Source organism: Leifsonia sp. PARNA 1/14, from assembly GCF_055720965.1.
Window position 1 is genome coordinate 26,553 of sequence record NZ_JBVQSP010000002.1, and the last position, 13,756, is coordinate 40,308.

At 70.7% G+C, this 13,756-nt stretch carries 12 protein-coding genes; 2 read left to right on the forward strand and 10 right to left on the reverse strand.

The genetic code is table 11. The features are described from left to right. Window positions 1-78: 78 nt before the first annotated feature. The 6 genes from iolD to AC0HS0_RS05165 form a co-directional block, all read right to left on the reverse strand. The gene (iolD, locus tag AC0HS0_RS05140) at window positions 79-2,022 is read right to left on the reverse strand and encodes a 3D-(3,5/4)-trihydroxycyclohexane-1,2-dione acylhydrolase (decyclizing) (RefSeq protein ID WP_472962187.1); all 1,944 of its coding nucleotides are present in this window, start codon (window positions 2,020-2,022) and stop codon (window positions 79-81) included. Further along, entirely contained in the window at window positions 2,019-2,936 is a 918-nt protein-coding gene (iolB, locus tag AC0HS0_RS05145; protein ID WP_472962188.1) for a 5-deoxy-glucuronate isomerase, read from the reverse strand. Before iolB ends, iolD begins: the two co-directional genes overlap by 4 nt. A gap of 9 nt (window positions 2,937-2,945) precedes the next feature. Beyond that, window positions 2,946-4,517: a CoA-acylating methylmalonate-semialdehyde dehydrogenase gene (locus AC0HS0_RS05150; RefSeq protein WP_472962189.1), complete on the reverse strand. Its 1,572-nt coding sequence runs from the start codon at window positions 4,515-4,517 to the stop codon at window positions 2,946-2,948. Window positions 4,518-4,544: 27 nt separating this feature from the next. Next, window positions 4,545-5,465 (reverse strand): Cgl0159 family (beta/alpha)8-fold protein, encoded by a 921-nt coding sequence (locus tag AC0HS0_RS05155; protein WP_472962192.1) that lies wholly within the window; start codon window positions 5,463-5,465, stop codon window positions 4,545-4,547. Further along, the gene (gene iolC / locus AC0HS0_RS05160; protein ID WP_472963519.1) at window positions 5,452-6,444 is read right to left on the reverse strand and encodes a 5-dehydro-2-deoxygluconokinase; all 993 of its coding nucleotides are present in this window, start codon (window positions 6,442-6,444) and stop codon (window positions 5,452-5,454) included. The genes AC0HS0_RS05155 and iolC overlap by 14 nt, the downstream gene beginning before the upstream one ends. 121 nt (window positions 6,445-6,565) lie before the next feature. After that, window positions 6,566-7,411 carry an NmrA/HSCARG family protein gene (locus tag AC0HS0_RS05165; protein WP_472962194.1) on the reverse strand — a complete coding sequence of 282 codons (846 nt, stop codon included), beginning with the start codon at window positions 7,409-7,411 and terminating at the stop codon, window positions 6,566-6,568. Between the two features lie 197 nt (window positions 7,412-7,608). Here AC0HS0_RS05165 and AC0HS0_RS05170 point away from each other — a divergent pair, with 197 nt between their 5' ends. Together AC0HS0_RS05170 and AC0HS0_RS05175 are read left to right on the forward strand one after the other, a co-directional pair. Continuing rightward, on the forward strand, window positions 7,609-7,887 hold the full coding sequence (locus AC0HS0_RS05170) for a hypothetical protein (RefSeq protein WP_472962195.1): 279 nt from the start codon (window positions 7,609-7,611) through the stop codon (window positions 7,885-7,887). A 9-nt stretch (window positions 7,888-7,896) separates the two neighbouring features. After that, window positions 7,897-8,799, forward strand: coding sequence for an alpha/beta fold hydrolase (locus tag AC0HS0_RS05175; protein WP_472962196.1), 903 nt, complete (start codon window positions 7,897-7,899; stop codon window positions 8,797-8,799). Here the strand turns inward: AC0HS0_RS05175 and AC0HS0_RS05180 are convergent. From AC0HS0_RS05180 to AC0HS0_RS05195, 4 genes are all read right to left on the reverse strand, one after another. Continuing rightward, window positions 8,759-9,064 carry a hypothetical protein gene (locus AC0HS0_RS05180; RefSeq protein WP_472962197.1) on the reverse strand — a complete coding sequence of 102 codons (306 nt, stop codon included), beginning with the start codon at window positions 9,062-9,064 and terminating at the stop codon, window positions 8,759-8,761. The genes AC0HS0_RS05175 and AC0HS0_RS05180 overlap by 41 nt on opposite strands. Before the next feature lie 89 nt (window positions 9,065-9,153). Then, window positions 9,154-9,969: an ABC transporter permease gene (locus tag AC0HS0_RS05185; protein ID WP_472962198.1), complete on the reverse strand. Its 816-nt coding sequence runs from the start codon at window positions 9,967-9,969 to the stop codon at window positions 9,154-9,156. Beyond that, the gene (locus tag AC0HS0_RS05190) at window positions 9,966-10,880 is read right to left on the reverse strand and encodes an ABC transporter ATP-binding protein (protein ID WP_472962199.1); all 915 of its coding nucleotides are present in this window, start codon (window positions 10,878-10,880) and stop codon (window positions 9,966-9,968) included. The genes AC0HS0_RS05185 and AC0HS0_RS05190 overlap by 4 nt, the downstream gene beginning before the upstream one ends. Before the next feature lie 89 nt (window positions 10,881-10,969). Next, window positions 10,970-13,648, reverse strand: a complete 2,679-nt coding sequence (locus tag AC0HS0_RS05195; protein WP_472962201.1) for a family 78 glycoside hydrolase catalytic domain — start codon at window positions 13,646-13,648, stop codon at window positions 10,970-10,972. Window positions 13,649-13,756: the final 108 nt, after the last annotated feature.

Sequence of the window (13,756 nt, forward strand, 5' to 3'; positions counted from 1 at the left end):
CCTTTGCGGTGGTTCGGCTTCGGTCAATCGGCTTCGGTCAATCGGCTTCGGTGGTTCGGTGCGGCTCGGCGGCCGCGCTCAGCCCAGGAGCGGCCGCTGCTTCTTCTGCTGCTCGACGTACTCGACGCGGGCGGTCTGCGTGCTCTCCAACTCGGAGACCTGAGCGACCGGCACATCCCACCAGCCTTCGCCGTCCGGCGCGTAGACGAACGGGTCGGAGTCGATGTGGATGAGCGTGGAGGCACTGCCCGCCTTGGCTGCTTTCACGGCCTCCTCGAGCCGCGAGGCCGCATCCGCACCCGGCGCCAGCTCGATCACGTCGATGCCGAAGCTGCGGGCGTTCGCGGCCAGGTCGACCGGGAGGAAGTCGCCGCGCTCGAAGCCCCGCTCGGCGTCGTCGCGGTAGCGGTAGCGGGTGCCGTAGCGCTGCGAACCGACTGTCTCGGAGAGGTGCCCGATGGAGGCGAACCCGTGGTTCTGGATGAGCACGACGACGATCTTGATGCCCTCCGCGACCGCGGTGGCGAGCTCGGTGTGCAGCATCAGGTAGGAGCCGTCGCCGACCAGGACGATCACGTCGCGGTCGTCGCCGAGCGCCTCCAGCCCGCGCTTGACGCCCAGGCCTCCGGCGATCTCGTAGCCCATCGTCGAGAAGGCGTACTCGACGTGGTAGCCGAGCGGGTCGCGCACGCGCCAGAGCTTGTGGAGGTCGCCCGGGAGGGAACCGGCGGCCTGCACGACGACGTCGCGCGGGTCGGACGCGCGCTGGACGGCGCCGATCAGCGCCGGCTGGCCGATGAGCGCCGGCTCGCCGGGCCGCTCGAGGACGGTCGGCGCGAGCGCTTCGTCGGCCACCGCGTCCCAACTCGCCTTCTCGTCGGCGATGCGCGTCGCGTACGCCGGATCGACCCGGTGTCCGGCGAGGGCGGCGGCCAGCGCCGTGAGGGTCTCGCGCGCGTCTGCGATCACCGCAAGCTGCGAGCCGTGCTTGTAGGCGTCGAACGATGCCACGTTCATGTTCAGGAACCGGACCTCCGGGTTCTGGAACACCGTGCGGCTGGCGGTCGTGAAGTCGCTGTAGCGGGTGCCGACGCCGATCACGAGGTCGGCCTCGCCGGTGATGCGGTTGGCGGCGGTGGTGCCGGTCGCTCCGACGCCGCCGAGGTACTGCGGCTGGTCCCAGTTCAGGGAACCGCCGCCGGCCTGCGTGGTGCCGGCGGGGATGCCGGTGGCCTCCACGAACGCCCGGAGCACGTCCTCCGCTCCCGAGTAGAGCACGCCGCCGCCGGCGACGATCACCGGACGCTCCGCCGCGCGGATCGCATCGACGGCCGCGGCGAGCGCCCAGCTCTCGGGCGCAGGCCGCCGGAGGCGCCACTCGCGCGGCGCGAGGAACTCCTGCGGGACGTCGAGCGCTTCGGCCTGCACGTCCTCCGGGAGCGCGATGGTCACGGCGCCGGTCTCGGCCGGGTCGGTGAGCACGCGCATCGCCGCGAGCGCGATCGAGAACAGCTGCTCGGGTCGCTGTACGCGGTCGAAGAACCGCGAGACCGGGCGGAAGGCGTCGGTGACCTGGATGCCGAGGTCGTGCGGGTGCTCCAGCTGCTGCAGCACCGGGTCGGCGACGCGAGTCGCGAACGTGTCCGAGGGCAGCAGCAGGGCCGGGAGGCGGTTGGCCGTGGCCAGCGCGGCTCCCGTGATCAGGTTGGCCGCGCCCGGGCCGACGGAGGCGGTGGATGCGAAGGTGGCCCGGCGGCGGTGGATGCGCGCGAAGCCGACCGCCTGGTGCACCATGGCCTGCTCGTTGCGGGCCTGGTAGTACGGCATCAGAGCGGGGTCCTGCACGTTGGCCTGCTTGAGCGCCTGGCCGAGACCGGCCACGTTGCCGTGACCGAAGATGCCGAACATGCCCGGGACGGTGCGCTCGCGCACGTCGCCGTCGACCGTCCACTGGTTGGCGAGGAACTCGACGAGCGCCTGGGCCACCGTCATCCTGCGGGTCGTCGCCGTGTTGGTGGTCATCGCGCGGCTCCTTGCGTGGTCGAAGCAGTGGTGGACGGGACGTAGGGAAGGCGGGGGTCGGTCTCCTGGGCGGCCCAGGTGTCGCGGAGCCAGGCCTGACGCGGGTCGTCGCTGATCAGCCAGGCGCGCTCCTCCCCCGGCCCGGCCATGACGTTGAGGTAATAGAGGTCGTACTCGGGGGCCGCGACCGCAGGCCCGTGGTAGCCGAACGGCACCAGGGCGATGTCGCCGGTGCGCACCATCGCGTTGGTCTCGATGTCGCCGGCCGCCGAGCGGTAGGTGGCGAAGCTCCCGAAGGCGTCGGCCGTCTGCGGGGCGTCCACGCCGCGAGCGGGAGCCGACTCGAAGTAGTAGATCTCCTCCAGCTGCGACTCGTGACCCGGTACGTCTTCGTCGTGCTTGTGCGCGGGGTGCGACGACCAGTTGCCCGCGGGTGTGATGACCTCGCAGACGATCAGGCGGGCTGACTCCAAAGCCCCAGGCGTGCCGAAGTTGTGGACTTGCCGGCTGTCACGCCCTGCACCGCGCAGCTCGACCGGCACCTGATCTCGTGGGATGTACACCGACGGCTTGCGGACGCGTGTCGGCGCCTCCGCCACGGCGACCCGGCCGGACCCGCTGATCGTCAGCGCGTTGCCGGCGCCGACGTAGACGACGTCGGTCGGCCCGTCGAAGACGCTGGCCCGGCCGGCCAGGTGGGTCGTGGCCCCTTCGTGCTCTACCGCGAACGACCCCGCCAGCGGCACGACGATCCGCTCGACGTCACCGGCGGGCAGCTCTACCGTGTTGCCGGCGAGCTCCGCCACCCGCAATCCGGTGTGCTGCCAGCCGTCGATCCCATGATCGACGACCGACTCCCACCCGCGGTCGGTGAGTGCGCCGCGCGGGAAGAACCATTCGTTGTGCTCTGCCATGTGCGGTCCTCAGGTGTTCTGGGGGAAGCCGAGGTTGATGCCGCTGTTGTCGGAATGATGCCGTGTCGCCGGGTCGAGCCAGCGGCTGGTGATCGCCTTCTCGCGCGTGAAGAAGTCGAAGCCGTGCACACCGTAGGCCTTGGCGTCGCCGAACAGGGAGGCCTTCCAGCCGCCGAAGGAGTGATAAGCCACCGGCACCGGGATGGGGACGTTGATACCGATCATCCCGACCTGCACCTCGCTCTGGAACCGTCGCGCCGCCCCGCCGTCGTTGGTGAAGATCGCCGTGCCGTTGCCGAACCGACCGGAATTGATCAGGTCGAGCCCCTCCTGGAAGGTGTCCACGCGGACGACCTCCAGAACCGGGCCGAAGATCTCCTCGGTATAGGCGCGGGAGGTCGTGGGGACCTTGTCGATCAGCGTCGGGCCGAAGAAGAACCCGTCTTCATGGCCCTCGACTGTGAAGCCGCGACCGTCGACGACGATGTCGGCGCCGTCGGCCTCCGCGATGTCGACGTAGCCGGAGACCTTGTCGCGGTGCGCGCCCGTGATCAGCGGACCCATGTCGGGCTCGCCCTGACCGTCGCCGGCGCCGTTGCCGATCCGGAGCGTGCCGATGCGTTCCTTCACCTTGGCGATCAGCTCATCGGCGACGGGCTCGACGGCGAGCACGACCGAGACGGCCATGCACCGCTCGCCCGCGGCGCCGTACCCGGCGTTGACCGCCTGGTCGGCGACCAGGTCGAGGTCGGCGTCGGGCAGCACCAGCATGTGGTTCTTCGCGCCGCCGAGCGCCTGCACGCGCTTGCCGGTCTTCGACGCCGTCTCGTAGATGTATTGCGCGATCGGGGTCGAGCCCACGAACGAGATCGACTGCACGACGGGGCTGTGCAGCAGCCCGTCCACGGCGAGCTTGTCACCCTGCAGCACGGTGAAGACACCGTCCGGGAGGCCGGCCTCCTTCCACAGCCGCGCCAACCACAGCGACGCCGACGGGTCCTTCTCGCTGGGCTTGAGCACCACGGCGTTGCCCGCGGCGATCGCGACAGGGAAGAACCACATCGGCACCATCGCCGGGAAGTTGAACGGCGAGATGATGCCCACCACGCCGAGCGGCTGCTTGAGCGAGTAGACGTCGACACCGGTCGACGCGTTCTCCGAATACGCGCCCGTGATGAGGTGCGGGAACCCGGTCGCCAGCTCCACGACCTCCTGGCCGCGCAGGATCTCGCCCATCGCATCGGAGAGCACCTTTCCGTGCTCGGCCGTGATGATCGCGGCGAGCTCGCCTTTGCGGGCGTTCAGCAGCTCGCGGAAGGCGAACAACACCGACTGCCGCTTCGCGATCGAGTACTGGCTCCACACGTCGTAGCCGCGCTGCGCCGACGCGATCGCCTCGTCGACCTCGGCCTGGTCGGCCAGTGCGACGTTCGATGTCGCGACGCCGAGTGCCGGGTTGTAGACCGGTGCGGTGCGACCACTGGTCGATGGACGCTCGGCGCCGTCGATCCAGTGCGGGATGGTGGGGAGGTCACGCGCTTCGGCCCCGGCGGAGGCGGTGGTGGTCTCGGTGCTGGTCATGATGTTCCTTCGCGATGCGGGGCCGGATCAGCGGCCGTGGACGAGAGCGGCGGCGATGTCGACGGCCCGGCCGACATCGCCGTCCTGCGGATAGAGGAGGGTGCGGCCGACGACGAGACCGTGGACACCGGGCAGCGCGAGGGCGGACTCCCACGATGCGAACGTCTCCTCGGGCGCGGCCTCCGAGTCGCCCCCGAGCAGCAGCGTGGGCAGGGTGGTCGCCGCCATCACGCGCTCCATCTCGGGGACGACCGGCAGCTTGAGCCAGGTGTAGGCCGACGACGCTCCCAGCCCGGAAGCGATCGCGACCGACCGGATGACGGCGTCGGGCGTCAGATCGTTGACGATCCGTTCGTCCTTCCACCGGCTGAGGAAGGGCTCCAGCAGGATCGGGAGGCGCGCCTGCGCGGCGGCCGTGACGGCGTTGGCCGTCGCCTCCAGCGTGCGGGCGGTTCCGGCGTCTTCATAGTTGATCCGCACCAGGAGTTTGGCGGCGTCGAGGCTGCCGCGCACCATGGCGTCGACGTCGTAGCCGGTGTAGCGGTCGTCCATCTCGAAGACGGCGCCGCGGAGGCCTCCGCGGTTCATCGAGCCGACGGCGATCTTGTCGTCGAGCACGCCTAGCAGGGCCAGATCGTCGATGATGTCGGGCGTGCCCAGCACGCCGTCCACGCCGGGTCGCGAGAGTGCGAGCGCGAGGCGCCGCAGCAGCTCGTAGCGGTCGGCCATGGCGATCGGGTCGCCGCCGACACCGAGCGCGCCGCGAGCCGGATGATCGGCGGCCACGATGAACAGCCGGCCGTCGTCGCGCACGAGCGGACGGCGGACGCGCGAGGCCAGCGCCGTCTCGACGTCGCCCGGGCTCGAATGCCGACGGGCGCGGAGGCGCGCGAAGGCGTCCGCGTCGATGAGCGGTGCCGAGCCCGCGATGAGGTCAGCTGCGGACATTCTGGAGCTCCTTCAGCACGGATTCGACCTCGTCGGTGGTCGGCATGGCGGTGGAGCATTCGCGGCGCGTGGCCACGATCGCCCCAGCGATGTTGGCGAAGCGGATGACCCGCTCCAGCGACCAGCCCTGCAGCAGGCCGTAGCAGAGCGCGCCGCCGAAACCGTCGCCGGCGCCGAGGCCGTTGACGACCTCCACGAAGTACGGCGGCACCTCCACGGTCTCGTCGCGGGTCTTCGCGAGCACGCCGCGCGGCCCCTGTTTGACGATCGCGAGCTCGACCCCGCGCTCGAGCAGGGCGTCGGCCGCGCGCAGCGGCTCGGTCTCGCCGACTGCGATCTCGCACTCCTCGCGGTTGCCGACCGCCACGCTGACCCGACCGAGCGCCTTCTCGACCTCGGCGGCGGCGGCGGCGCCGCTCGACCAGAACATCGCCCGGTAGTCGAGGTCGAGAACGGTCAGAGGCTGACGGCCCCTGGCCTCCCACGCCACGTGGTGAGCCGTTCTACTCGGGTCGCGGGAGAGCCCCGTGACCGTCGACCAGTAGATGCGTGCGCGGCTGATCGCGTCGAGGTCGAGGTCATCGGACGTGATCGCGAGATCGGGCGCGAGCGGGTCGCGGTAGAAGTACAGCGGGAAGTCGTCCGGCGGGAAGATCTCGCAGAACGTCACCGGCGTCTTGAGCGTGCCGACGGTGCCGACGAAACGGTCGTCGACGCCGAGCCGGCGCAGCTCGCGCCGCGCGTAGCGGCCGAAGGGGTCGTCTCCGGTCGCCGTGACCACCGCCGAACGGAGGCCGTGCCGGGCGGCAGCGATCGACACGTTCGTCGCGCTGCCGCCGAGGAACTTGCCGAACGTCTCGACGTCCTCCAGGCCCACACCGTCTTGCAACGGATAGAGGTCGACCCCGATGCGCCCGATGGTGATCAGGTCGAACGGCGACCCGTGCTCGGATGCCGGAGCCGCGGTCTCGCTGGTCATGGCGTCGAGCTCCTTCGTCGCGGTCGTCGTCGTGCTGGTCAAGCCTACACCGTATGTTCTATCAAACTGACAACTTGATTCACGCGACCGCGGCGATCACGCCCGATTCGGAGTCTCGGGGTCAGCGTCGGGCGACCAGCCACTCGGCGAAGCTGAGCACCCGCGGATCGAGCGCCCGGGTCGCCGCGAAGTCGGCCTGATAGGCGGGCAGGGTGGAGAACCAGCGGAACATCGACCCGCGGTCGTCGTCCATCCCGTCGAGCGGCAGCTGCTCGAATCGGGTGGGCACGCCGGTCGCGGCACTGATCTGGGCCGCGATCTGCTCCAGTGTCAGCTCGTCGCCCGCGATCTCGACGGAGGTGCCGGCCGAGCCGTGCGGGTCGGTTGCGAGCGCGGCGACGACGCGGCCGACGTCGGTGACGGCGATCATCTGCAGGGGCACGTCACCCGGCATCGGCATGCGCACGACCGCGTCCGCCAGGTCGGCTTCGGCCACGGGAAGCTGGTACGCGAGGTTCTCCATGAAGAAGACCGGCCGCACGAACGCGTGCGACACGCCGCTCGCCTCCAGAGCCTCCTCGACCCGGCGCTTGCTCTCGAAGTGCGGGATGCCGGTCTCGCGCTCCGCTCCTCCCACCGACGACTGCACGACGAACGGGACACCGGCGTCGCGGGCAGCCTCCACGAGGGTGACACCGCGGCGGGTCTCGCCGCGCGGGCCGTCCTCACCCGAGAAGGTGGTCATGAGCGACAGCGCCGAGACGCCGTCGAGAACCGCGCGGACGGCGGCGGGATCCTCGGCGTCGGCGACCACGACCTCCACCCCGCGAGCGGCGAGCGCGCGAGCCCGGTCCGAGCCCGCGTCCCGTGTGAGCGCGCGCACGGACGCACCTCGCTCGAGCAGCGCGTCGACGACCGCGCCGCCCTGTTTGCCGGTCGCGCCCACCACGGCGATCAGGTCTGACATCGTGGAGGACTCTGGAAATCGAACCAGACAGGTCGCCCCGATAGGCGAGTCCCCCTCGGACGCCCTCAGCATACGCCGGCCTTCGTCGCGAGGCGGCGGCCACGGCCCTCCTGTCAAGCCCTCCCGCGGCCGCGTGCCGGGTGGTTCGATCGTTGGTGGATGCGTGCGAAGAGGCACGACGAGTACGAGGAGGCACCATGCTCAGAGTCGACGAGGCGGGACCGTTCGACACGGACCTCGCGCTGGAAGTCGTTCCACTCTGCGCCGGGTCGTGGCGCATCACCGACACGCGCGTCCCGCTCAGCTCAGCGGAGTGCCTGCTCGCGTACGTCGAACAGGAGGGCTCCGGGTACACGGTGATGTTGTTGCGACCGGGCCGGCCGCGGACGATCGCCGTCGAGAGCCTGGAGGCCGCGGTCGCGCTCGTCGAGGCATCCCGAACCGCCGTTCCTGCCGAGCTGCCCGCGGTCGCGTAGCCTCCGAGCGTGTTCGAGGGGTTCATCGACGAGGAGGTCGGCGTCGGGGAGGTGCGCCTCCGCGTGCGCCACGGAGGCAGCGGCCCAGCGGTCGTGCTGCTGCACGGCCACCCGCGCACCGGGTCGACGTGGCACCGCGTCGCGCCGCTGCTGGTCGAGCGCGGCTATCGCGTGATCGTGCCCGATCTGCGGGGATACGGCAGGTCGACGGCTCCCGCGCCCCGGGCCGACCATACCCAGGCGTCGAAGCGGGCGATGGCCGCCGACATCCGTGAGCTCGCCCGGCGGCTGGGCCACGACCGGTTCCTCCTGGTCGGTCACGACCGCGGCAGCTATGTCGCGTTCCGGCTCGCGATGGACCACCCCGAGGCGGTGGCGGCGGTCGCGCTGATCGACAGCATCCCGATCGTCGAGCACCTCGACCGGATCACACCCGAGTTCGCGACGGCGTGGTACCACTGGTTCTTCTTCGCGCAGCCGGACGTCCCGGAGCGTGTCATCGGCGCCGACCCGGAGGCCTGGTACGGCGGCGACCCGGAGGCGATGGGCGCCGAGAACTTCGCAGAGCGGCAGACCGCGATCCACGATGCGGACGTGGTGCGGGCGATGCTGGAGGACTACCGTGCGGGACTCAGTGTGGACCGGGCCGACGAAGAGCGCGACCGTGCGCAGGGTCGACGGCTGCGCGCGCCGCTGCTCGCGCTCTGGTCGGCCCGCGACGACCTCGAGAGTCTGTTCGGCGACCCGCTGACCATCTGGAGGGGCTGGGCGGACGACGTCCGCGGCGGGCCGATCGATTCGGGGCATCACGTCGCGGAGGAGCGTCCGGCCGAATTGGCCGCCGCGCTGGACGCGTTCTTCGCCGGGCGCGTCAGCTCCACATCCCGTCCGGGAGATCGAACGAACGGTTGAGCTCGTCGATCCGTCCGTGCAGATATTCGAGGGCGAGGGCGTTGTCGGGTTCCGTCGCACGTGTGGAGGCCGTCTCCACCATCAGGAGGGTCGAGGCGTTGAGCAGGAAGCTCGCGTCCACCTCGTTGCCGTCAGAGCCGATGGCGCGGAGCGTCACGACATCGGCGCCGGCGCGACGGCAGAGCAGGGCGGCGTACTGGATCAGGAGGTCGGCGGCGAGGTCGCCCACGAGGAGCGACTTCTCCGAGTACGTCACGTGTCTCATATCGCGGAAGATAGGCCTCCCCCGGTATTGCGCACCCCATTGACTTCGGGGCCGGGGGTGCATGTGGACGCCCTCCGCCTTCGGCGGCGTCAGCGGCCGTCTCTGCGGATCCAGCGGAAGGTGAGGCGACACGCGACAAGGCCCACGACGAGCCAGATCAGCAGCACGACGGCGATCCAGCCGAGCTGCCAGCTGCCGCTCGGCTCGGCCGATTCGAAGCTCGCCGGAAGGAACACGCTGCGCATGCCCTGCGCGATCCACTTGAGCGGGAACAGGCTCGCGATGTTCTGCAGCCAGGTTGGCAGCAGATTGAACGCCAGGTAGACGCCCGAGATGAACTGCAGCACGAGCACGATCGGGATGATGACCGCCGTGGCGCTCTTGCCCGTGCGTGGAACCGCCGAGAGCGCGATGCCGAGCACGGCCGAGGTGACGATCCCGAGCGCGTAGATCCAGGCGAACCGCATCCACAGTGAGGGGTCGGTCGGCAGCGCGACCCCGAATGCGACGCGGGCCACGAGCAGCAGCAGCCCGATCTGGAGGATGCTCGTCGCGATGACCTGGCCCATCTTGCCGAAGAAGTACGACACGACCGGCAGCGGCGTCCCGCCGAGCCGCTTGAGCGTCCCGTCGCTCTTCTCCACAGCGATGTCGACGGCGAGGTTCTGCACACCGCTGAGGAGGATGCCGGCGGCGATCATGCCCGGGAGGTAGTACGCGGCCTGGGTGATCCCGCCGCTGCCGTCGGGCGCAGCGCCCACCTTGCCGAGCCCCTGGAAAGCGACGGAGAAGATGCCGAGCATGACGACCGGGAAGAGGAAAGTGAAGAAGATCGTGTCCGACTGCCGGAAGTAGACGAGCACTTCGTAGCGGATGCGGGACCAGCCCAGCGCCACGACGGTCATGCCGCGACCTCCTCGGCGCCGGTGCCCGCACCTGCTGCGGCGGCGGACTGCGCGCGCTCGTCAGCCTCCCGCACCAGCCCGAGGTAGATGTCCTCCAGACTCGGCCGGATCACTTCCAGGTCGCGCGGCTCTCCGCCGAACTCGGTCGTCAGCCGGGCGACCAGCGCGCCCGGCGCTTCGGTGCGCTCCTCGTGCGGTGCGCCCGTCGCGTCGCGCCAGCGGACGATCGGGACGCGGGCCGCCGATCCACCGATCTCGTCGACGGCGCCGATGTCGAGCAGCGCGCCATGGGCGATGACGGCGGCGCGGTCGCTCAGCTGCGCCGCCTCGTCGAGGTAGTGCGTGGTGAGCAGGATGGTCGTCCCCTCCCGCTTGAGCGAGCGCACCAGCTCCCAGAACTGGCGGCGCGCCTCGGGGTCGAAGCCCGTGGTCGGTTCGTCGAGGAACAGCAGCTCGGGATGCCCGATCACGCCGAGCGCGACATCCAGCCGGCGGCGCTGGCCGCCGGACAGGTTGCGGATGCGCGTCTTCGCCTTCTCCTCCAGCCCGACCGAGTGGATGACCTCCTCGACGTCGCGGCTCTTCGGGTAGTAGCGGGCGAATTGGGTGAGCTGTTCGCGTACCGTCACGTTCGCGGCCTCCGAGCCGGACTGCAGCACGATCCCGAGCCGGGCCTTCCACGCGGTGCCCGCCTTGCCGGGATCCTCGCCGAGCACGGTCACGTGGCCGCCGTCGCGATCGCGGTACCCCTCGAGGATCTCGATGGTCGTGCTCTTCCCGGCGCCGTTCGGCCCGAGCAGTGCGAACGTCTCACCATCGGCGATCTCGAAGTCGACACCGCGCACGGCCTCGAACGAGCCGTACGACTTGCGGAGCCCGCGGACGACCACGGCGGGAGGGCGAACAGTCATGCGCTCATCATGCTGCGCGCGACCGCCGCGCGCAGCAACTCGCAGAACGGGACGGGCGGGGTCAGCGATCGAGGGGCACGTAAGCGCCCCTAAACGGGCCGGGAAAGGGCGTTTGCGTGCCCTTCGGCGCCCAGGAGGAACGCGTGGGTGGAGGCGCCGGGCGCGAGCGGGACGCGCCGGCCCGCGACGGCGAGCTCGGCGGTGATGCCGTGCGGCACCTCGACGTCGACCTCCACGGCGTCGTCGGTGCGCGTCCAGTGCACGCCGAGGCGACCGTACGGCGTGGTGACATGCGCTGACACCTCGACGACGCCGGCCTCGATGTCCGGCTCGATCAGCGCGCTGCGATAGCCCGGCGCGGTGGCGCACAGGCCGGCGACGCACCGGTACAGCCAGTCGTCGACGCAGCCGAACGCGTAGTGGTTGAGGGAGGTCGGGCGCGTCGTGCCGTCCGGCGCGACCGCGTCCCAGTTCTCCCAGATCGTGGTCGCGCCGTGGTCGACCTCGTACAGCCAGGAGGGCTGCTCACGCTGCCACAGCACGCGGCGGGCGAGCTCGGGGTAGCCGTGGTCCCACAGCACGTCGAGCAGGTACGGCACCGACAGGAACCCCGTGTCGAGGCGGTCGCCGCGGTCCTCCACCAGGCGTGCGAGGTGCGCCGCGGCAGCCGGCCTCCTGTCCGGCGGCACCATCCCGAACGCGAGTGCGAGCGTGTACACGCCCTGCAGCTCGACGGGGAGGCTGCCGTCCGCAGCGATATGCGCCGTTGCGAATGCGGCCCGCACGGAGGCGGCGCGCGACGCGAGGTCAGCGGCCTCCCGGAGCCGTCCGAGCACCTCGGCGATGCCGGCCGCGATGGTCAGGGTCTGCGCCTGGAACATCGGCGCGATCAGGCCGCTGGTGAGCGCGGGCGCGATCCCGATGGCCTCGTGGAACGGCTTGCCCTCCAGAGTGCTCGGCGCGAGCCAGTCGCCGAAGTGGTCGCCTTCGGCATAGGCGGAGGTCTCCTGATAGTCGATCCAGCGCAGGATCGCCGGGTAGGCCTCCTCGAGAACGCGCACGTCCCCGTAGCGCTGATGGAGCGCCCACGGCACGAAGGCGATCGCGTCGCCCCAGCCGGCCGCGGCCACGATCGCGTCGATGCCCTGTGCTGCGGCCGCCGCCTCGTCGTCGAACGGCGAGCGCGGCGACACGATCGGTACCCGGCCATCGTGCAGCTGGTCGGCGCGCAGGTTCTGCAGCCAACGGCTGAGGAATGGCGCGACCATCGCGTTGTTCGTCGCCGCCGGCGCGAACACCTGGATGTCGCCCGTCCAGCCGGCGCGCTCCCGCTGCGGACAATCCGTCGGAATGGAGACGAAATTGCCGCGCTGGCTCCACACCACGTTCTGGTGCAGCCGGTTCAGGCGCGCGTCGGAGGTCGTGAACGAGCCGGTCTGCTCGAGGTCGCTGGCGAGTACGACAGCGGTCAGATCGTCGAGGGTCGGGGCTTCGCGGAGGCCGCGCAGGCGCGCGTACCGGAAGCCGTGGAACGTGAATGACGGCTCCCAGGTGTCTTCCTCCGGCCCGGCCGCGATGTAGACATCGGTCTGCTCGGTGTTGATGCCGAGGATGTTGACGAACCAGGAGCCGTCGGCGGCGAGCGCCTCGGTGTGCTCGATCATGACCTCGTCACCGGCCTCCAGCCCGCGTATGGCGAGCCGCACGCGGCCGGCGATCACCTGGCCGAAGTCGACGATCCAGCCGTCGCCGCCGCGATCCGTCACGACGGAGGTCGCCGCCAGCTCGGCGACGCGACGCACGGGCTCGCCCGCGAACGGCACCAGCAACGCCGGATCCGCGGGAGCGGCTTTGACCGGCCGCCAGTCGCCGTCCTCGAAGTCGATCCCCGTCCAGCCGTACCTGAGCAGCCGACGGTCGTAGCGCTCCCCGACGAACAGGTCGGCGTACACCCACGGCCCGGTCGCGCTCACGACGCCGGCGTCGGAGGCGACGACCGTGCGGCTGCCGTCCGCGTGGTCGAGGTGCAGCTGCCAGAGTGCGGAGGTCGTGTCGCCGTACTGGGCGCTCGAGCCGGTGATCCCGATCCGGCCCGCCCACCAGCCGTCGGCGAGGGCGACAGCGAGCACGTTCTCGCCGGCCCGCACGAAGTCGGTCACGGCGTAGGTCTGCACCGAGATGCGGTGCCGATAAGAGTCGGAACCGGGCGCGAGCACCTCGTCACCGACGACCGAGCCGTTGAGGTGCGGCAGATAGATCCCGCGAGCGGTGGCGTGGAGGCGCGCCCGCACGACCCCATCCGGGGCGGTGAACCGCTGACGCAGCAGCTGCACGGGCCGCAGCCGTTCGGCCGGCCCTCCCTCGGGCTGCGCGCCGCGGATCCAGTCGAGGAGGGTCCATCGCTCGATCGCGGTCGGCTGCTGCTCCGGCGTGACCCAGGAGGCCTCCCAGGTGGAGGCGTCGAGCAGGGCGGTCTCGAAGCGCGATCCGGCGGTGAGCGGGTCTTCGTCGGCGCCCCAGCTCCGCACCGTCCAGCGGTAGACAGCATCGGAGGCGAGAGGCTCGCCGGCGTACTCGACCAGAGTCGTCTGCGAGTCGTCGATGCGGCCGGTGTCCCACACGACGTGGCCGTCGCTTGTCGCGACCTCGAGTCGGTAGCCGGTCTGGGAGTGCTCGGCGATCCAGGAGAACCGGGGGCGCGGCGTGGCGACTCCGGTGGGTTCGTGGAGGTACTCCACCCGGAGGTCTCGGCATCGTCGCTCGTCCACAACGGCTCCTTCGCAGATCTGCGCCCCGCCGGATGCCGGGGCTCTGCGAGTCTAGGTTCTGAAAACCTTATTCACAAGGTTTTCAGATTCGACCGTCGTCGGCTACCG